Here is a 19649-nt window from a genome sequence, read left to right as displayed (position 1 = left end):
CTCATGTCAGTGACCGCTACAATACGCATGTATAACCAGAAAAATCTGGGAGACTGCTTCTTATTAAAATTCCAGGCTGAGGATCAGCAGGATACCTATATTCTGATTGACTTTGGTTCTTATAAAAGTAATGAACTACGAGAACATGAAATCGCATCGCACATAAAAACAACTGTGGGAGATAAAAAATTGACAATCGTACTCACCCACCAGCATAAAGACCACATAAGCGGGTTCGGTACATCTAATGATATTCTGAAAGGTCTGCCCAAAGAGCTCTGGCTTTCTTTTCTAGATGATGAAAACAGCAAACAGGGCAAAGTCATCAGGGAGATGACTGAAAAGTACTGGAAGAAAAGTGCTAAAGTGAGGCAATTGCTCTTAAAGTACTTTAACACGAACGCGAAAGTTGAGCAAATGTTACAGGCAAAGGAATCGCTGGATCTATTTGCTGAAGGACAGATAGGTGGAAAGGAGATGAGTAACCTACTTGACCTGGTAGATCACAATGTCAAATTTCTCACTCCTGGAGATTCTTTTTTCCTGCCTGGGACTAATGATAGTGTCAAAGTCTATGTACTAGGACCGCCAACGGATAACGTCCAATTGGCAAAACTTAATCCTCGAAAAGATGAAGAAGTTACTGGCCTTAAATCAGTTATGGAATTTGCGCAGTTGGATCTTTCCGGCACACTAATGATGGATGCCCTCACCGCATTTGACGGTGAGCTGAGCCCAAAGGAAAATTCATTTCCGTTTAACAAAAAATACCTAAGTAAAGGGAGCCCTGAAAGCGCAGAAATTAAGGCACTTTATCAGGGAGAGCCTGACCGCAAGATTGACGAGGACTGGTTAAGTGAAATCGGGCGGATGTCACTTCATATGGACAAGCTCACCAACAATACCAGTTTAGTACTCGCTTTTGAATTGGTGGATTCCCGAAAAGTGCTGCTGTTTGTAGGCGACGCGCAGATTGGTAACTGGCAAAGTTGGTTTGACGTTAAATTTAAGGACACAGAAGTAGATGGCAAGGATTTGCTTTCCCGTACGGTAATTTATAAGGCCGGTCATCACTCGAGCCATAATGCAACGTTGAAACAGGGACTCGAGATGATGAACAAAAAGGAGCTGACTATACTTGTTCCGGTGGACGAAGCAGTTAGTAACAATCACCACTTTGCGATGCTACGGCCTGAAATGGTAATGGGTTATCATCGTCAAAGTCTCGGGAGGGTATTACGATCGGACACTATTGTTCAATCGGGCAATAACTTCAAACTTGCCTATCCCTTCTACTCGCAGGAGGACTTCGAGAACTTAAAAGTTATCAACGACAGCGAAGGGAGCCATCTATGTCTCGATTTGACGATTAAGGGATAGATACAAGTTTATACCACACTAATTCCTTTTGCTAATAGTTACTATACATTTGGCCTGTCAATTCTAAAGCATGTGGAAAGGAAGGCCGAATTTGATGCCCCATAGTTCTTCACTTTCTAAATCCATTTTTTTATAACTCTTTCTTTGATAAAAGAATTCCAGGTTTACTGTGCTTTCGCCACTTTTGTCCAGAAAAGGAACGACAAGGCCGATGGTTGTTTTATTAACGTAGGCATTTTTTTTGGCGCCGACAAGTCCATTGAACGAGGTGGCGAGATCTAACCCTAGCGGTGTTTTGTTAAAAGTATTAATAAGAAAGATTAATTGTCCTCCGACGTCCGGTCTAATACCGGTTTTAAAATCACTATTGATTAACCGGTACACTTTCTCATCATTACTAATTATAAAAGTCGAATCTGTTAACAGCTGGCTTTGTTGCCACTGCGAAGGGCTGGCAATTTCTGACAGACTATGCTTATTCGAAGCTGCCAAGAACCCACTGAGATAAAGCTGCATATTACGTTTGTGTGGATAGGTGAAAAGTATATTGCCAGATAATTTCGCGTTTGCGGTGTAAACGGACTTATCAATTGGCTTACTATAACTAGTCTGTTCAGTCTGATCCACATATAAAAAATTGTCCCAACTAAAAGGTGTTAGGTTGAACTTTACCCAGGCAATTCTTTTGACTGTCCATTTGTCATCATAATACTTGAGTTCAATGCTTTCCAAATTTTTAAAAAATCGTTTTTTGATGTCTTTGTAAAAAGCGGTTTTGTCTTCATCTTCTGCAGCAGCTGCAAGATCAAGATAGGCAGAGAAACTGGTCGTCATTTTTTGATATTCAGATCTCGTGTCTTTGTATACCTCGTCAACAACGGCCTTATGGAAGCTAGTATTTCGCGCTCCCTGTTTTGCTGAATACTTATCGAAAATTCTAGTATAGGAATAACCTGCCCTTAGGGATTTTTTTTGCTTAAAATCAAAGATATTAGTACTGTTCACTTCTCCACTGAAATCTATGGAATGGATGGCCCTGAAGGCACCTTCGAAAGGATCGTTCTTTACAATAAAAGTAAATGGGGTAAAATAAAATCTGGACTCATCAGAGTCAAAATTAACGGCAGCGAAGCGTCCGATTTTGGAGAAACTGTTTTCACCGATCGTTATTTTGGAAAAATCCTGTTTAATAAGCGATCGGAATGTAAAGCGACTCACAATGTATTTAGGATGGCTATCGTAAACTTCATTAGTTAGGTCCCGGTATCGTCTCAATCGTACATCTATTTCGTCCATTTTTGAATAGCTCAACGTGGTCTGCGCAACACATGCCAGATGTACAAAAATGAGTAGCAAAGAAAAAAAGAATGATGGCTTTTTCATAATAGAAAGTATTAATACTAGCGTTGGTTTATTTCGGATATAAGTTTGATGGATTGTAAAAGCCACTCGAAAACGTCATAGTTAAGTGCAAATATACTCGCCGTTCCTGCAAGCAGTTTACTAATACATCCGGTATTATTAGAAATAAAATTGATGTTAATTTTGCATTCGGTTAATAATTTGATGGTTAATAGATAGGCTAATTTAGTTAAGATCGTCTTATTAAAACATCACCGAAAGTGGGTATTTTATAAAGTCGCGGACCCAAACTGAGCTGGAGTTGATTAAATAAGATCATATGCCCTGGCATATTCACATAATTCATAATATGAGTTAGTATTTAATTTTTGTTTAATATTTTTCCGGTGGGTTTCAACAGTATTTTGAGAAATGAACATTAGCTCAGCGGTATCTCCAGAACTCTTTCCGAGTGCGAGAAACTTTAGGATTTCACGTTCGCGTCCGCTAAGGGTGGAATACCGGTGAAGGTTTCGTCTGAGAAAGTTATTCTCTTCTAATAGACGGGCGGCTTTCGATGTCATATGATGCATAGCATCTATAGGGGAAGCAAGTGTGATAACTAATAAGGGTTTGTTATAGTCGTCGCGTAGATAAACTTTGGAGCCGGACATATGCCAAACATAGTCAGCTTCTGCCGCCACACGCACTTGTTGGAAAACCGTACAAAAATCATCGTCTTTATCGTTCTCTAATAGTTTAAGTATCTTCGGGACGTAATCTGCAGAGTCTTCTGCATTAAAGTATGTACTGTAATATTCTGCCGCTGTAAGACTGGTGAGTTCCTCCAGTGAAACATTTAATTGCTTCAATCCCCAGGCTGACATCCAGGCTATCCTCCAATCTCTCACATCATGTAAAATCACCACTCCTGGCATTCTGTCAGCGATTTTGATTACTTCAGATATAGCCTTTCTAATTGCCTCTTCTGTAGGATTTGACTTCATCTTGATCATTAAGTTTTGTAGCAGGTATAAAATGCAACTAATTATAAAACTAAATATAGTAATTAGAAATGCTATCTTAACTCAAATTATTAATTTTATCTATTTATTGGTATTTTGCCGGGTGAATGTAGTTTTATGGGTTAATTCAAATTATGTGCATAATGAATTACATAGTAAATTAATAACAAGTATGCGACACTGTCGCAATAATTGAGTTAGAGCCATCTAATAGATACCTAATTCATTTGCCGGTATCGAAATAAGGTAATACCTTCCCCTTTTTTATAGTGAGCCAAAGCGAATAAGGATAATTCGACTAATATTGATCTACTTTCCATCTTGGCGCTTTTTTAAGAATATAAAAAAGTTTAGTCTTTGCATGTTCAGGCAATTGATTGCCAGTGGCAAGGTTAATGAAATCGCTTTTTTCATTGATGGCAAATGACACTACTATATTTGTGTTTATCGAAGTTGGCAATATCACCTTGCTAGATAGATAAGTACGGAGGCGTACTAGTTGAGGGTTTTCTGGCGTAGTTGCAACTTCTCCTACGACTGGATAGGTCTCACAATCCTGATATTGCCACTTTCCCTTTCAATTTATACCGTTTATCTCTTTTTGAATGTCAATATATATTCCGTGTCTCTAATATGTTTATCAATCTTGGCACCTTCATTGTAAAAGTAATAAATCCACACTTCGCCTTCATTCTTTTTATACATGCAGAATACTTTTAGTTTATGGTACTTACCTTGGTACGCTCGAGAAACGGGTACATCAAACAATGCTGCATCATCAGCACCATATCTTTTTAGTTTTTGACCTTTAAAAATGTATGCTTTCTTTGGATTTAATGTTGTTGAGCGGCCTATTCTCCTAACAGTTCCATCACTATCTTCATAAAATATTGGCTCATCGTAAATCAAGTAATTGATTTTCTCAATATGATCTGTATCATTATAAGAAAATTTTGTCGATCGTTTTCTAGTTACCGTGTCCGAGTCGAAAAAGCTAAAGACAATCACAACGTCATCTTCTGCGGGCTTCATTTTATAATCGAATCCATTGAGTATACCACTATTTGGACGCGGCACGTAATTGTCATCAGGCATAATAGATTGCAGTTCTACCGAACGTTCTAGCGGAGTATAGTTCAGATTCAAAGTTTTGATACCCAGCGATAGGAAATCTATTTTGGCTTGACCGTGCAGGTTCGCTAGTGCAAACACAAACGTTACGGAGAGGATTATACGTTTCATAGATTTAATTATATATTTTCAATGATGTCTTTTAGGTTTGCCTTCATCTTCTACTTTACCACAAAATCCTTTTTGTTTTTCCTGATATACGCAATTTGAAGATCCATTAGCGGTTCTTTCAGCTTATAGAATTGATCATCAAATTTCTCTAAAGGATTATTTTCATATGATTTACTAAAACCTTCGCTGGTTCCATCCTGATACTTTACAATTCGCTCTTTTTCTTTTTCATATACGTCATTTGCCGCCTGAGTTAATGCAGCGTGTTGTGTAGCGCCAACTAACTTTAGCGCTTCCGGGGCTAACTTGGCAAACTGCCCGCTTGAATTATAATAGTATTGATTGAACCCGCCATTGTTTACTTCTCCTTCTAATATCCAGGTAATATAAATTACCTGTTGGGGTTTTGGGAGAGCGAGTAAGGATGCTAGCTCCTGATCTGGATTGCCAGCAATTCTACTTGAGATATGCTCAAATATCATATATACCAGTGATGAGTCCGGTGTGTGATCAATCTTTTCAATAGTTAGCGAATCGAATTTTATTGGGGCCTCTTTGACAGACGAGCTATTGACCTCTGTATTTGAAACACAACCCGCCAAACATATGCATATCAGAAGGACAGATGGCAGAACAAGAGATTTAGATACGGTCATTTTTATCGCTTTACACAACTAATATAGTGCTATAAACCCAGTCTACAACCACACATATAAATTTGAGGCATCATCACATTGTAATTTGGGAAGTGTGGATGTCTATTCCAAGTTATTGCTTTCTGGCGCATTAAGTGATTGCTTCACTAACTTTGTAGTAAGTTGCCCAGAGACTCTGGGCAACTCCTTTAAGGACACTCATCCAAACTTAACAAGTTATCTGGTGTATCGTTGTCCGCTTCAGTTTTAAGGTATTTTACACCATTTCTGCTAGCGACAATAACATCTCGCTCGTGCCCACCAACACTTGTGTAGTACGATCTGCTTCCGTTTTCGATTGAACGGATTGCTTCATCGAGGGTTAATTTCCACCTAGAGCCATTGTGAATTCCACCTACATTTGCGATCCTTTCGTATGCACTACTGCGCTCGCGTTTATTAATGCAGGAAATCTTTCTACGTTCTGACATTTGAAAATGCTTAAATATCTTCGCAATGTGCGAATCCACGGACTATTATATTTGCCCCACTGCATCACCGACAACAAGTCCACTATATATCGTTGACAATTCAAGGTACCTACCCAAACTGTATCCTTTTTACGGGTATCCGTAAACACGTGATAAGATAGGGGACTGATCTTCAAATAAGGTTTCTCAATAAATTGTATTCTGTGGCAAAATATTGAAAATAGATATGATTTTTTGATCTTAATTACAAAATATTCCTATAATTAGATATTTTATTTCCTTTTGGTTATTTATTAGCTTTTGCATAGGTTTGCGTTAAAGCAATTTCTATGTCAGATATAATGTCAATTACCCAAGAAACAATACAGAACCAGATCTTTACTATTCGTGGTAAGCAAGTAATGCTCGATCGTGATCTTGCGGTTTTGTATGGGGTGGACACAAGAACTTTAAATCAAGCTGTAAAACGTAATTTAGATAGATTTCCAATCGATTTTATGTTTCAATTAAGTGATTTAGAATTCAGCAACTTGAAATCACAAATTGTGATATCAAGTTGGGGCGGCATAAGAAAACCACCCTACGTATTTACAGAAACTGGTATAGCAATGCTTTCTGCAATATTACGAAGCGACATTGCTGTAAGAGCAAGTGTTCAGATCATTAGCGCTTTTACGGAGATGCGACGATTTCTGAATAACAACGCTGAAGTATTTTTGAGAATGGGTAATATGGAGCAGAGGCAGTTAAAGCTGGAATCCGATACTGACAAACGCTTTAACGAAGTTTACAGCGTAATTCAAAATCATGACTTAAAACCTAAACAAGGAATATTTTACAATGGGCAGGTATTTGATGCTTATACTTTCATCGCTGATTTAATCCGAGACGCAAAGCATTCCATAGTATTGATTGACAATTATGTGGATGACACTGTATTAAAAATGTTTGCTAAGCGTAGCAAAAATGTATCACTGTCGATTTACACCAAAAAGGATTGCATACTGAGTTTAGATTTGGTTAAATATAAGGCGCAATACGGTGTTATAACAGTGAAAGAGTTTAAGCACGCTCATGATCGTTTTTTAATCCTGGACGATGACGTTGTCTATCATATTGGAGCTTCCTTAAAAGATCTTGGGAAAAAATGGTTTGCTTTTTCAAAAATGGAGATCGGCGCTTTAGATATATTAAGCAAACTAAAGGGAGTGTAAACAACCTCGAAATTCAAACTATTTAATGAATTTCAAATTTGCAGAGGGTTTTACCCCTTTTCTCTGCTTCTGTTCTAGTGATTGAAACCACGTCATTCTTGCCATTCTTGCAGTTTCCTAGCGTAGGACAGTTATGATTCAGATGATATTTTGAAGCAGTTCCACTGCTGCAAATGTATACTTTAGTTGATTCCCAGTAGATATATAAGAAAAGGCCACCTGTAAGCAGAAACAAAATTGCAGCTGTTGGAATCGATCTTTTTAGTGATATCGGAACTGGCCACTTTTTCCGTGTAGTTGAAATCGATGGACCCTGTATCTCAGTAAGAGTAGATGATGGTGCAGTTGAAGGATTACTTTCAATCAGGCTATTTGATCCTTCATTCAGATTGGGATGCATTACTTCCGGTTTTTTCACATCACCTGGACTAACTTCAGTATCCTTTCCTCCAAACTCGTAGGGTCTATATTTAAAATCTATTAACCAGGCTAAAAGCTCTATGTTTTTTTTCTCTGTATCTGCTGTGTACCCCTTTAGAAAATTCACTAAAGGTTTGAACTTATCTGTCTTAAACCATTCAATAGCTTGATGATAATTAGTAGACTCTTCAGTGATCTCAAAGAATAATCTTAAAGTCTTCTCATCCTTTTTATGAAACCGACCCGATAAGACTAACAAGCACTCTTTCTTGAGCGTTGCAGGACTGGGCTCTGCCAGATTAAGTGAAAGCAAATTCTTCTTTTTCTCATGATAATCAAGAATTACATTCTGTTTGTAGTCGCTAAATAGCATTATCCCAAAAATTTGATAAGTAAAAGTAATCGGAATTTTCGGAATTCTTTACGGTTTTCCGGAATACTCTCGGAACACTACCGGAATTAGTGGAATCATCGGAACCACATGATAATTAGTGTTTTCGGTCGCTATACATTTGCTTTCGTAATCGGTTAGAGGCGGTGACAAGCTAAAGCCGCCTTATGTACAAACAGGTTACAAAATGAGAGAAAGTTGCGGTAGGCTATAGCTGGTTTGGGAAGCAGTAAAAAGCCTCCCGCAATGGAATCTCAATCTTCCCAAAAATTTCAGAAGCGCTTCTGAAATGCAATTGTAGCAACCTCCGCGTATGGATCGCGGAGGCCTACCAGGTATTTCTTTCTAAAATTTTTGATTTATGTTTCATTTATTCTTCGCGCTTTTTATGGCATTTGCATGCCCGGCGCACAATAACAATAATGGTGGCGGTACTGTAACTACCTTTGATGGTGGTGGTGACGAAGAGCACATCCCACCAAAGCCACCAAAACCGCCGATACCTCCAGCACCATAATTTATTGCAAAGATGAATAAGGCAAGAATACTCTTGCCTTATTTTTTTTTCATTATTTTTACATTTAGTTAAAATATATGAAAGAGAGACGATCGTTTTTGTTACCGTTATTCATGTCAATCACTTTTCTGCTTGCATGTAATGAGTATGACCCAGCTGCCCAGATCGTCGAGTCTGCAGATTATAAAAAGGCGGAGTCATTTTTTGACACCAATAGCGATTCAGCTTTTTACTATTTTAATAAAGTAGTCACAACTTCTATACAACCGCTGGAAATTGCAATGGCCTATAATCAGATGGCCGTGATCCAGTATGGTGCCGGTGATTACTTTGGGAGTCAGGAAAGTTTAACTACTTCTTTAACTTATCTCAACCCAAAAAAAGTAGATGACCATGCTTGCCTGGCATCAGATTATAATGAATTAGGAAATACGAGCCTCAAATTACAGCGGTATCGCTCTGCTGTCGACTTTTACGATACGGCATTAAAATTTACTACAGATACGAGCTTTAGTATATCTATCCTGAATAACAAGGGATTGGCCTATCAAAAAAATCGTGATTATAGTCAAGCCTTAAAGATCTTTGAAGCTGCGCTTGTCCAGACTACCCGTCAAAAAACTTATGCCAGGATCCTTACCAACATTGCTAAAACGAAATGGCTTGCTGACTCCACCTATAACCCTGTGCCTGATTTAAGAAGAGCGCTGGATATCCGGATAAATGAGAAAGACCGCTGGGGCCAGAATTCCAGTTACATGCACCTGGCAGACTATTATCTTTCCAGTAAGCCTGATTCTTCAGCTTTCTATGCGAAGGCTTGGTTAGCTTCGGGTATTAAATTGGACAGTCCGGACGATAAAATGGAAGCTTTGGAAAAGTTGATCCGTGTTAGCCCAAGACCGAATGATGCTAAAACCTATTTCATACGCTTTGCAAAGTTGCGGGATAGTGTGGAGACTGCGAGAAACGCTGCTAAGAACCAGTTTGCACTCATCCGCTATGAGGTGGAAAAGCATAAAGCAGACAATTCCAAACTACAACACGAGAATGATGAAAAACAACGTCAGGTTATAGCCCTGGTCCTGGGAATATTGATTGTCCTTTTTGTAGCGGTGGTTTGGTATCGGAAACTAAGATTGGAGGCAAAGTATAAGCTGCGCCAGAATGAGCTTAAAATGTCCAGAAAGGTACATGATGTGGTGGCAAATGGTCTGTATCGCGTAATGAATGAGGTGGAGCATCATAAGCAACTGGATAAAGAGTATCTGTTGGATCAGTTAGAAATCTTATACGATCGATCAAGGGACATATCCTATGAAGATAGTGCAGTTGCCAATTCTTCATTCAAAGAGCAGATCAATGCATTGCTGACGCCGTTTGGTACTGAGGTAAGAAGGGTTTCTATTGTTGGCAACGAGGATGAATTATGGGATTCAGTTGGCCTTGCAGTAAAGCAGGAAATAATGCTTGTGCTGCAGGAACTGATGGTGAATATGGATAAGCATAGCCGTGCATGCAATGTAGTTGTTAAGTTTGAGCAAATTGAAAATCAGATCACTATTTATTATGCTGATGATGGCATTGGGATCAACGGAACACCAAATTTCAAAAACGGACTGACAAATACGGGAAACCGTATTCGGGGTATTGGCGGGTCGATTACTTTTGATTCAGAAAACGACAAGGGTTTGAAAATTCACATTTCTTTCCCTGCTACCTAAAAAGAAATCATGTTTGAACGCGTACTAATTGTAGAGGATCACGAAAGCGTAAGCAATTCAGTGAAACAAGCCTTAAATGATCTTGGAGTTGATAATCCGGAGCATGTGTCTTATTGTGACTATGCATTGTCATGGATCAAAAAAGCCATTGTTACTCCTCAACCCTATGATTTGCTGATTACTGACTTGTCATTTGAAGAGGATCAGACTGTGCAGCAGATTACTGATGGTGTTGCCTTGATCCGTGCGGTCAGGGAAGTTCAGCCAGATCTCAAGATATTGGTATTTACCGCTGAAGGCCGGCTGGAAGTAATCAGGCCGCTGATTGAAAAACTGGGGATCAACGCTTATGTCCGCAAGGCCCGCCGGGACACTCAGGAACTGAAAGCTGCTTTTGAGGCGATAGCGAATGGCAGAAATTATTTTCCTCTTCAGATGAAAAGGTCGGAACGGAATGGTCATTCGTTTAATTTCTCCACCTACGATATAACTATCATTCGTTTGCTGGCGGAGGGCAAAAAGCAAAAAGATATACCACAATGTCTTCAAGATAATAAGATCACTCCTTCGAGTCTAAGTAGCCTTGAAAAGCGACTTAATCAAATCAAGGATGAGTTTAGCTTTACAACTAATGAGCAACTGATTGCTTATTGTAAAGACTTCAAAATCATTTAATACAATAAAAATTCGTCTTACGGTTTCCCGTAAAGAAAAGTCTGTTTGCTTCTCTATTTTCGATTCATAATTACAAATTAAAATTTAAGATTATGGAAAACTATTACGTTAACAGACAGGCACAATCAAATGGTGATCATGAGGTTCATAAAGGCACCTGTTCTTACCTTCCGAGTGTAGAAAACAGATTGTACCTAGGGCAATTCAGTTCATGCACCAGTGCCGTTTCAGAAGCTAAGAAGCATTACTCGAAGGCAGATGGCTGCTATCATTGTTCGCCAAGATGTCATACTAGGTAGTGGAATGTCGACTAGTAAGGAAGGTTTAGTTATGAGTGTTGTCATTTCTTTCATATATGTTAAGATTGCTGTTGACATTTTGAATTATTTTGAAAAATATTTCACTATTAGTTGTTTTATTGATAGAAAATAATAAGCTTTGAGATAACCAAACAAACTTGTATGAGTTGCACTAATAGGGAGTGCATCTAGCAATATTAATTTAAGGTCAATTAATCAGTCAGTTAAGATCGAAGTCTAATGTTCTTAACTGTCAGGTTCTGGTATTGCAATAATTAATATTCCGCAAGCTTCAAGGTTACTTATCGTAAAAAAATTATCTTATATGAAGTGCCTGTCTATTTTAATCATACTTGGAACAACGTTGTTATTCTCGGATTCAATGTTGACGGCAGGGACCAATAATAACAATAAGCACATAGCTACATGTACTGGGAGTAAAACCTGTTATGCATGCAAAAATTGTAAGTATTGTGGGCATTGCAAAGGAGGCGGAGGAACATGTGGTGTCTGCTCATCTTCGGCTTCGCAAGTAAAAACAGCAATCAAACTTAAGGACGAAAATAATAGTTCTGCTAGTTCACAATGTAGGGGGACTACAAAAAAAGGAGCCAGGTGTAAGCGGATGGTGAAGGGTGGTGGATATTGCTGGCAACATGGGTAACATAAATATATATGGGCATGAATAAACTTGTTAATGTTCATTATCAGCGACTTAATCTAAAAAATAAATACAGAAGATTTACTTCAGATAAGGTTATGACTAATGATACGAATGAAATTGAATCAATTGAACTTTTTCATGGTTCTTACGGATCATTATTGTTTGACCCAATGTGGAGGTCAAAGAGGATATCTATCCTTGAAAGAGACAAACATCAATGCATAAATTGCAAGTCGCAAATCGGACTGCAAGTTCACCATCGACAGTATCACTTTTCGAAGGCAACCAACCAATTCAAAATGCCTTGGGAATACGCTGACAACTTATTAATAACATTATGCGAAAAGTGTCATCAAAAAGGACACAAGCAATATAAAGTACCAACAATATCTATTTAAATAAAATTATGGGAATCTTTAGTTTTTTAACAAGTATCAAACCACAAGCATCAACAAGTTTTGATGATCATCCTACAAATGCCACTTCAAATATCAATTCTAAAACAATTGAAGAGGATATCTTTATAGAGCGTGACAAGCCATCAGCGACTGAAAATATCGACAAAGAAGTTATTGAAATGGCCATAACAAACAACCTTGAACAGCTTTACAGCTTTTTAGATAAAAACATGGAATCCAAGGGCTATGATGACGCACTTACAAATCCCGACTCATACCACCTTGAGCAAAATCTGGATTCACTGAGAAAGGAACTTATGAGAACTATTAAAAGGGTTAAAACTTTTTATGAAGACTTTATCAGAGAGATTGATTATCATATTGAAAGCAGATCAAGAAGTGGAATGATTGATACCGTGGAAGAGTTGAAAATGAAAAAGGAAATTGCCGGGAGTCACATTGAGAAGGTTCTTCTAATAGAAACTGACGCATTAAACAAGGAAGGTGATAGTGAGGGAATAATTATAAGTTACACCCGAGGTTTTAGAAATGGACTTGCGGCTATATCGCATCATACAATAATCAACAAGAAATTTTAATATGAAAAATTCGTGGATTAGATTAGGATGTTTCTTAACTGGGTATAATTATAAGATTGTAATGAACTCAAGTGAGATAAGTGCAATGAAAGTAAAGCAGAATCTCTCTGCATTAATGATAGTATGCATTTTATGGTCATTTATCGGGTTCAGTTTTACTCAGCGGTATCTGAAGGCTGAACTATTGGGCTCAATATTTGGAGCTATTCTATCATGTGTTATAATTATACAAATCGAGCGTCAGATTATACTTTCTGTTTATCACAATAAATATTTATATTTTATGAGATTAATTATTGCATTAATGATGGCTGTCATTGGTTCAGTTATAATTGATCAGGTTATTTTCAAACAGGATGTTGAAAAAAGAAAGATATCCTCACTTGACAAAGAGGTCAATCAAGTATTTCCAATAAAATCAGAGGAACTGAGATTACAAACGAAATATATTGATTCTACGCTTTCGGCAAAGGAAGCTTCAAGAGATAAGTTGGCTGACGATCTTTCCCGAAACCCGACTATAAAGATTTATAATAATCAGAGCTCGGCAACTCCAGTTCTTTCTACGACTACAGATTCAGCCAATAATGTGTCTTCAAAAACTGTTTTGATAAAAAGTAAAAGTACATCAAGCACCTCTATCCCCAACCCAAAAATGGGTATGCTTGAAGCATTAGATAAGCAGATATCCGACATACGTATACAAAAGATGCGGAAGGACAACGATTTGTTGACATTAAGAAGCTCGATTGAAAAAGACATAAAGGAAAAAGTCGGTTTTTTAGATGAGTTAAAAATAATGGTCGAGTTAATTAGTGAATCGATTGTGGCACGCGCGGTTTGGGGGATATGGTTCCTTATATTGCTAGGATTAGAATTGTTTATTTTGGCTAGCAAAATGGGGGAACAGCCGAATGTATATGATGAAACTTTAATTCATCAAGAAAAAGTGCAGAAGAGAAAGTTAGAGCTATTAGCAAAACCCGAATAAGGCCTGCTAAAAATTTAACGGGCTTAGCGCAGTAACCAGAAAACATCTGGAGAATAATAAAATTTATAAAATGGTAAAATATATTATTCAAATAAATCATCCAGACAAAGACGAAAATATATACTTAATCTATATAGTGTTTTTCGGCACATCTTCGACCCCGTGGTAAGAACAACTGTGGAATCGAAGGTAAAAATCAGCAATAGTTCAGTGAGTTATAAGTATAAAGGAATTACCAAGAAAGGTGCAAGATGCAAGCGGATGGTCAAGGGGGAGGATATTGCTGGCAACATGAACGTTAATTGGGTGACAATTGTAAAACGATTTGTCTTTTACAACACATATGACCGCCAAGGGATTTAAGCAACGCCAACCCCCATTTTAATCAATAAAATATATTAGATTTGGTTAATCACCTCGCTCATAATTCATTCAAAGATAACCATATGCAAGAAACTATCCTTCCGAAACTTGAAGCCTCAAGAAAAGAGCTGCTTGATTTGGGTATGCGCAATACTCTTCTGAATTACAAAATACCGAAAGGCAGGGGATTGCATATTGTTCAGGAAAAATCTGTTTCCATTTATGACATCCTCGTAAGGCAAAATAAAGCAATGACTTTTCTCGGAAGACCTGGTAAAGAAGACGATGATATTTTGGAGCTTCCAGAGCTTACGGAAGAAGAACTCCAGGATGCATATAATGATACGCGCTTACAGACAAATGAGACTGAACAAAAACTGCAGACTAAAATACTTAATACCTATTATTTTGCCAAAACCAGTATTGAGGAACAAGGAGTCAATATCTTATACTTGGCTCTGGGGATGCTTAATTGGTATGAAAGTGGTAATACGACGGAGCCAAGATTGGCACCCCTACTGCTGATTCCCGTTTCACTTGAGCGGTCCAGCGCAAGTGAACGATTCCGATTGAGGTATACTGGCAGTGAGGTTGGAGCCAATCTGTCATTGCAAGCGAAGATGATGGCGGATTTTAATATCACTATTCCCGACATTCCTGATGCTGACGATCTAGATATTGAAGCTTATTTAAACGACATTGAGAGTCGTGTACAACACATGAACTTGTGGAAGGTAGATAATGATGCAATGGAGTTGGGATTCTTTTCATTCGGCAAGTTCATGATTTATCATGATTTGGATAGCAGTAAATGGCCTAATGACAGTAAACCTTACGATCATCCCATCCTTATGTCTTTATTTGGGGGCGGCTTTAAAGAAGCCCAACCCACTGCTACCGAAGAACATAATTTAGATAAAGAAACCAGAGCACACGAATTGTTCCAGGTAGTTGATGCCGATAGCTCACAGGTTCTGGCAATGCTTGCAGTACATGAAGGCCGTAATATGGTGATCCAGGGTCCTCCAGGCACAGGTAAATCACAGACCATTACAAATATCATTGCCAACGCGGTTGGGCAGGGAAAAAAGGTGCTGTTTGTCGCCGAAAAGATGGCTGCGCTCGAAGTAGTAAAGAGGAGACTCGACTCAATCAACTTAGGCGAGGCTTGTTTGGAATTGCACAGCCATAAAGCCAATAAGAGAGAACTCCATGCGGAACTTAAAAGGATACTTGACCTGGGCAAACCAACGTTGACGCATTTGCAGGACGAACTTACAGAATTGGATGCTTATCGCGGAAAACTAAATGGGTATTGCAATTCCATTAATAAGGAAATAGGCAAGAGCGGAATATCTGGCCAAAAAGTGATAGGGCACTTACTTCAAATAACAGATCAATATAAAGACGCGAAACTGCTTAGTTTGCCAATTGAAGATATAGAGACTTGGGATGGTGATAAAATGAGACGGGCAAAGGCAATGGCAGAGTTAATCGAAGTAAGGTTAAAAGATATTGGCGTACCGTCTAAGCTCCTTTTTTACGGCACGAAGCTCACCTTATTTCTTCCACACGAAAATGAAAAGACAATTAAGATATTTGATGAAGCTTTAGAGGCGACTTTGGCTCTTCAAAAGATCAGCACAGAGGCTGCCGAGTTTTTTATGTTGACGTTCCCACTTGCTTCATCCGGATTTGATAGCCTATTAAACTTCGCAAAATTCGCTGCCGAAAGCCCCGATCTACGTGAAATTGCAGTGAAGGAAAGTAGTTGGACCGTCAACTATGAAGATATTCGTGAAATGCTGGAAACCGGCGAGTGGCTTTCAGCGCTTCGAAATCAGTATGAAGACGTTTTTTTTCCTGAAGCCTGGGAACAAAATGTACTTCAACTGAGACAAAGCCTTGTCGCACATGGTAACAAATGGTATAAGTTTCTAATAAGCGATTATAACCGCAGCGTGAAGCAACTTGCATCGTTTTCAAAGACCACACTACCAAATGAAGTGGAAGCAAAAATAAAATATACTGATGATATTCTATTCGCCAAGCGATTGTCCAATACACTCTCTGAACATGAGGCGTTGGCAACAAAACTATTTGGTAGCCGGTGGCAAAAATTAAAAACAAGATGGAAAGAATTGGAAGGCATCTTGCAATATCTAAAATCTTTAAATCGAGATATAGCCGCAGGTGAATATCCGGATACGATGCTCGACTATTTAAATCGTGGCGAAAATCCAGCGCTGGCAAAGGCGTATGTTGCTAAATTGACCCTTGCAAAAGAGATACATCAAAATGCTGTTGACGTAGTAATTAAGAAGTTAGAGTTGGATACAGCGTCACAAGCCCCCGAAAAACGGCTGAACGAACTTAAATTTGCGGATCAAAAAGATTTACTTAATACTTGGAAGAATCGATTATCTGAAATTCAACATGCAACAGCATGGAATAACCTTGTGGAGGAAGCCGTAAAGTCGGGCTTCAAAAACCTAATTGATATTTCCCTGGATTGGAATGAAGCTGGTCAGTTACTCAAAATATCATTAGAAAAGACTTGGTATGAATATCTAATTAAACAGGCGATGACAGATAGACCTCCACTGCGCGGTTTTGAGCGCACCAGTCATGAAGAAACCATTGAAAAATTCAAGCGCCTTGATCTGCTAAACTTGCAATTTAATCGTGCAAGAGTGGCTCTAAAACATTACGAATCGGTACCGAAACAAGAAGGTGGAGGGCAGTGGAGTATACTGCGCACAGAATTTAACCGCAAGGCGCGTCACCTGCCAATACGGAAATTGATGCAAGAGGCAGGCCTGGCCATACAGACCATCAAACCCGTATTTATGATGAGCCCAATGTCGATTGCCAATTTCCTTCCTCCTGGAAGTATTGAGTTTGACCTTGTAATCTTTGATGAGGCCAGCCAGGTGCGTCCTGTGGAAGCGCTGGGGGCTTTGTTGAGAGGAAAACAATTGATCGTTGTCGGTGACACGAAGCAATTGCCTCCAACGAGTTTTTTTGATAAAATGAATTCAGAAACAGAGGATGAGGACAATATTACGGCCGATATACAAAGTATCCTTGGAATGTGTGATGGACAAGGAGCGCCCCAGCGTATGCTCCGCTGGCATTACAGAAGCCGTCACGAATCATTAATCAGTTTATCGAATCATGAGTTTTATGAAAACAAGTTGGTTATATTCCCTAGCCCTGGGTCAAAATATCAGATGGGGCTGGCTTTTCATCACCTTCCCAACGCAGTATACGATCGAGGAAAAACACGTACCAATCCACTTGAAGCTGAAGCTGTGGCGGATGCAGTTATCTTGCATGCATTGAACAATCCTAAGAAAAGTTTGGGTGTTGTGGCTTTTAGTACCTCTCAAATGCAGGCGATTCAAAATGCATTGGAGATCAGAAGAAGAAGAAGTCCAGAAGTAGAAACTTTTTTCAGAAGTCACACGCATGAACCGTTCTTTGTTAAAAACCTTGAAAATGTGCAGGGCGATGAGCGGGATGTTATCTATATCAGCATTGGATACGGGAGGGTAGAAGATGGTAAGGTTCCGATGAGCTTCGGACCGTTAAACAATGAAGGTGGAGAACGGAGGTTGAACGTACTAATCACCCGTGCCAAATACCGATGCGAAGTATTCACAAACATTACGTCCGATGACATCAATCCTACAGCAAGCACTAAATTTGGGATTAGGGCGTTGAAGAGTTTTCTTTACTTTGCTGAACACGGCGCATTTGATACAGATCAAGACTTCCCTATCCCTTTGGTAAGACCTTTTGAAGATCTAATAGCGGATCAGCTTCAAAGAGGAGGGTATACTATTCGTAAAAAGGTAGGTTCAGAAGGTTTTTATATAGATATTGCAGTTGTTGATACAGAGAACCCAGGGCGATACCTACTCGGGATTGATTGTGACGGCGATTCTTACAGCCAGTCTAAATCTGCCAGAGACAGGGATCGCCTTCGCAGACAAGTTTTACAGGGAATAGGATGGAAGATGCACCAGGTGTGGAGTACCGCATGGTACAGAAACCCTGAGCGTGAGTTCCTTCGACTGCTCGAAGCGATAGAAAAGGCAAAGGAGCAAACTTCATTGGATGATATAGTGGATGACGAATTGCAGCAAGAACTGATTACGGTGCTCCGAGATCGCAAAGAAGAAGTTTCTGAATTAGCGTCAATATACGAGCGGGCATTACTTCCCGCGGAAGTTGCTTTCCAAGAGCTTCATCTCGTTCCGTTTGGAAAGCTCGCAGAATGGATATTGAAAGTAGTGTCTGTAGAAGGACCTGTGCATTTTGAAGAAATGGCAAGACGAATCACTGATGCCTCAGGGGTTTCGAAAATCGGTTCACGAATAAGGTATACTCTTACTGCAGCAACAGACTATGCAGTGAAGTCAGGTATTGTTCGTATGAAAGGCGACTTCTTATGGCATCCGACAATGGAAGTTCCGATTGTCCGCGACCGTAGTGCCCTTCCCTCTGGTTCTAAAAAAATTGGGTTCATCTCACCAGATGAAATGAATCTTGCAATAAAGAAAGTAGTAGAGAATTCCATAGCTATACAGCCAGATTTGGCAGTTCCACTGATAGCCAAGATGTTTGGATTTAGCAGGGTTACAGAGGATATGAAAAATGAAATTTTAACAGCAATCGAGACAAGTTTAGCACGATCAATTGTGGAAATGGATGGAGAGTTTTTAAAATTGCATACAGTCTAATAAGCCCAAACTCTTAATGTGATGATACCTAATAACTAATTTTAGTGAGTGAAGCTGAAAAGAGTTCTGAATTCATATTTTTAATCAGTTTCAGGCAATTCTGGAAGTACATGGCCTATGGTCCTTCCATGATCTAGCCCGAAGTTTACATCTACATTTGATATAATTTTCCTACTTTCAAACAATATTTTGACGAAAGGCATGGAAAATTGGGAAGATTTACAAAAAGCTTTAATTGAGTTCAGAAATTTGCGAGACTGGGAGCAATTCCATAATCCTAAGGACCTGGCGCTTGCGCTTTCAATTGAAGCTGCGGAACTGAATGAGCTATTCCTTTGGAAGAGCGCGGAAGAAGCCGATAAAGAAAAGATCAAGGAAGAACTCGCTGATGTTTTTGCATATGCTATTCTCTTAGCAGAGAAATATGATTTGAATATCAACCAAATCGTGATGGAAAAGATCAAGAAGAACTCAGAAAAATATCCTATAGATAAAGCCAAAGGATCTGCAAAGAAATATAACGAACTCTAAC

General features: G+C 38.9%; 15 protein-coding genes. 9 read left to right on the top strand and 6 right to left on the bottom strand.

Annotated features, from left to right (window positions below):
* Nucleotides 1–3: 3 nt before the first annotated feature.
* Nucleotides 4–1380: a ComEC/Rec2 family competence protein gene (locus EZ437_RS17145; RefSeq protein ID WP_131597300.1), complete on the top strand. Its 1377-nt coding sequence runs from the start codon at nucleotides 4–6 to the stop codon at nucleotides 1378–1380.
* Between the two features lie 63 nt (nucleotides 1381–1443).
* Here the strand turns inward: EZ437_RS17145 and EZ437_RS17140 are convergent, their stop codons facing one another.
* From EZ437_RS17140 to EZ437_RS17120, 5 genes are all read right to left on the bottom strand, one after another.
* Nucleotides 1444–2763, bottom strand: coding sequence for a hypothetical protein (locus EZ437_RS17140; RefSeq protein ID WP_131597299.1), 1320 nt, complete (start codon nucleotides 2761–2763; stop codon nucleotides 1444–1446).
* A gap of 284 nt (nucleotides 2764–3047) precedes the next feature.
* Nucleotides 3048–3728, bottom strand: a complete 681-nt coding sequence (locus EZ437_RS17135; RefSeq protein ID WP_165500454.1) for a helix-turn-helix transcriptional regulator — start codon at nucleotides 3726–3728, stop codon at nucleotides 3048–3050.
* Nucleotides 3729–4337: 609 nt separating this feature from the next.
* Nucleotides 4338–4988 (bottom strand): hypothetical protein, encoded by a 651-nt coding sequence (locus tag EZ437_RS17130; RefSeq protein WP_131597297.1) that lies wholly within the window; start codon nucleotides 4986–4988, stop codon nucleotides 4338–4340.
* A gap of 50 nt (nucleotides 4989–5038) precedes the next feature.
* The gene (locus EZ437_RS17125) at nucleotides 5039–5470 is read right to left on the bottom strand and encodes a DMP19 family protein (RefSeq protein WP_205942739.1); all 432 of its coding nucleotides are present in this window, start codon (nucleotides 5468–5470) and stop codon (nucleotides 5039–5041) included.
* A 362-nt stretch (nucleotides 5471–5832) separates the two neighbouring features.
* Nucleotides 5833–6114 carry a DUF3892 domain-containing protein gene (locus EZ437_RS17120; RefSeq protein WP_131597295.1) on the bottom strand — a complete coding sequence of 94 codons (282 nt, stop codon included), beginning with the start codon at nucleotides 6112–6114 and terminating at the stop codon, nucleotides 5833–5835.
* A gap of 329 nt (nucleotides 6115–6443) precedes the next feature.
* Here EZ437_RS17120 and EZ437_RS17115 point away from each other — a divergent pair, with 329 nt between their 5' ends.
* Nucleotides 6444–7328 (top strand): ORF6N domain-containing protein, encoded by an 885-nt coding sequence (locus tag EZ437_RS17115; protein ID WP_131597294.1) that lies wholly within the window; start codon nucleotides 6444–6446, stop codon nucleotides 7326–7328.
* A 22-nt stretch (nucleotides 7329–7350) separates the two neighbouring features.
* Here the strand turns inward: EZ437_RS17115 and EZ437_RS17110 are convergent, their stop codons facing one another.
* Nucleotides 7351–8121: a hypothetical protein gene (locus EZ437_RS17110; protein ID WP_131597293.1), complete on the bottom strand. Its 771-nt coding sequence runs from the start codon at nucleotides 8119–8121 to the stop codon at nucleotides 7351–7353.
* Between the two features lie 406 nt (nucleotides 8122–8527).
* Between EZ437_RS17110 and EZ437_RS21975 the strand changes: the two genes are divergently transcribed.
* From EZ437_RS21975 to EZ437_RS17070, 7 genes are all read left to right on the top strand, one after another.
* Nucleotides 8528–8656: a hypothetical protein gene (locus EZ437_RS21975; RefSeq protein WP_262708931.1), complete on the top strand. Its 129-nt coding sequence runs from the start codon at nucleotides 8528–8530 to the stop codon at nucleotides 8654–8656.
* A 113-nt stretch (nucleotides 8657–8769) separates the two neighbouring features.
* On the top strand, nucleotides 8770–10380 hold the full coding sequence (locus tag EZ437_RS17105) for a tetratricopeptide repeat-containing sensor histidine kinase (RefSeq protein WP_131597292.1): 1611 nt from the start codon (nucleotides 8770–8772) through the stop codon (nucleotides 10378–10380).
* Nucleotides 10381–10389: 9 nt separating this feature from the next.
* The gene (locus tag EZ437_RS17100; protein ID WP_131597291.1) at nucleotides 10390–11055 is read left to right on the top strand and encodes a response regulator; all 666 of its coding nucleotides are present in this window, start codon (nucleotides 10390–10392) and stop codon (nucleotides 11053–11055) included.
* A 1369-nt stretch (nucleotides 11056–12424) separates the two neighbouring features.
* Nucleotides 12425–13015, top strand: a complete 591-nt coding sequence (locus tag EZ437_RS17085) for a hypothetical protein (protein WP_131597288.1) — start codon at nucleotides 12425–12427, stop codon at nucleotides 13013–13015.
* Between the two features lies 1 nt (nucleotide 13016).
* A complete protein-coding gene (locus EZ437_RS17080; RefSeq protein ID WP_131597287.1) occupies nucleotides 13017–14006 on the top strand; it encodes a DUF4407 domain-containing protein in 990 nt (329 codons plus the stop codon).
* A gap of 446 nt (nucleotides 14007–14452) precedes the next feature.
* Nucleotides 14453–19117, top strand: a complete 4665-nt coding sequence (locus tag EZ437_RS17075) for a DUF3320 domain-containing protein (protein WP_131597286.1) — start codon at nucleotides 14453–14455, stop codon at nucleotides 19115–19117.
* Nucleotides 19118–19318: 201 nt separating this feature from the next.
* Nucleotides 19319–19648, top strand: a complete 330-nt coding sequence (locus tag EZ437_RS17070; RefSeq protein ID WP_131597285.1) for a nucleotide pyrophosphohydrolase — start codon at nucleotides 19319–19321, stop codon at nucleotides 19646–19648.
* The last annotated feature ends 1 nt before the right edge of the window (nucleotide 19649 follow it).

The sequence above is a fragment of the Pedobacter psychroterrae genome (genome assembly GCF_004331695.1).
GTDB classification, from domain to species: domain Bacteria; phylum Bacteroidota; class Bacteroidia; order Sphingobacteriales; family Sphingobacteriaceae; genus Pedobacter; species Pedobacter psychroterrae.
The sequence above is the reverse complement of the archived record's forward strand: the minus strand, read 5'-3'. Positions and strand labels throughout refer to the sequence as shown.

Bases quoted from the DNA above. Each gene is read 5' to 3' on its own strand.
- EZ437_RS17145 (WP_131597300.1), top strand. From the start codon at position 4: ATGTCAGTGACCGCTACAATACGCATGTATAACCAGAAAAATCTGGGA.
- EZ437_RS17140 (WP_131597299.1), bottom strand. From the start codon at position 2,763: ATGAAAAAGCCATCATTCTTTTTTTCTTTGCTACTCATTTTTGTACAT.
- EZ437_RS17135 (WP_165500454.1), bottom strand. From the start codon at position 3,728: ATGAAGTCAAATCCTACAGAAGAGGCAATTAGAAAGGCTATATCTGAA.
- EZ437_RS17130 (WP_131597297.1), bottom strand. From the start codon at position 4,988: ATGAAACGTATAATCCTCTCCGTAACGTTTGTGTTTGCACTAGCGAAC.
- EZ437_RS17125 (WP_205942739.1), bottom strand. From the start codon at position 5,470: ATGATATTTGAGCATATCTCAAGTAGAATTGCTGGCAATCCAGATCAG.
- EZ437_RS17120 (WP_131597295.1), bottom strand. From the start codon at position 6,114: ATGTCAGAACGTAGAAAGATTTCCTGCATTAATAAACGCGAGCGCAGT.
- EZ437_RS17115 (WP_131597294.1), top strand. From the start codon at position 6,444: ATGTCAGATATAATGTCAATTACCCAAGAAACAATACAGAACCAGATC.
- EZ437_RS17110 (WP_131597293.1), bottom strand. From the start codon at position 8,121: ATGCTATTTAGCGACTACAAACAGAATGTAATTCTTGATTATCATGAG.
- EZ437_RS21975 (WP_262708931.1), top strand. From the start codon at position 8,528: ATGGCATTTGCATGCCCGGCGCACAATAACAATAATGGTGGCGGTACT.
- EZ437_RS17105 (WP_131597292.1), top strand. From the start codon at position 8,770: ATGTCAATCACTTTTCTGCTTGCATGTAATGAGTATGACCCAGCTGCC.
- EZ437_RS17100 (WP_131597291.1), top strand. From the start codon at position 10,390: ATGTTTGAACGCGTACTAATTGTAGAGGATCACGAAAGCGTAAGCAAT.
- EZ437_RS17085 (WP_131597288.1), top strand. From the start codon at position 12,425: ATGGGAATCTTTAGTTTTTTAACAAGTATCAAACCACAAGCATCAACA.
- EZ437_RS17080 (WP_131597287.1), top strand. From the start codon at position 13,017: ATGAAAAATTCGTGGATTAGATTAGGATGTTTCTTAACTGGGTATAAT.
- EZ437_RS17075 (WP_131597286.1), top strand. From the start codon at position 14,453: ATGCAAGAAACTATCCTTCCGAAACTTGAAGCCTCAAGAAAAGAGCTG.
- EZ437_RS17070 (WP_131597285.1), top strand. From the start codon at position 19,319: ATGGAAAATTGGGAAGATTTACAAAAAGCTTTAATTGAGTTCAGAAAT.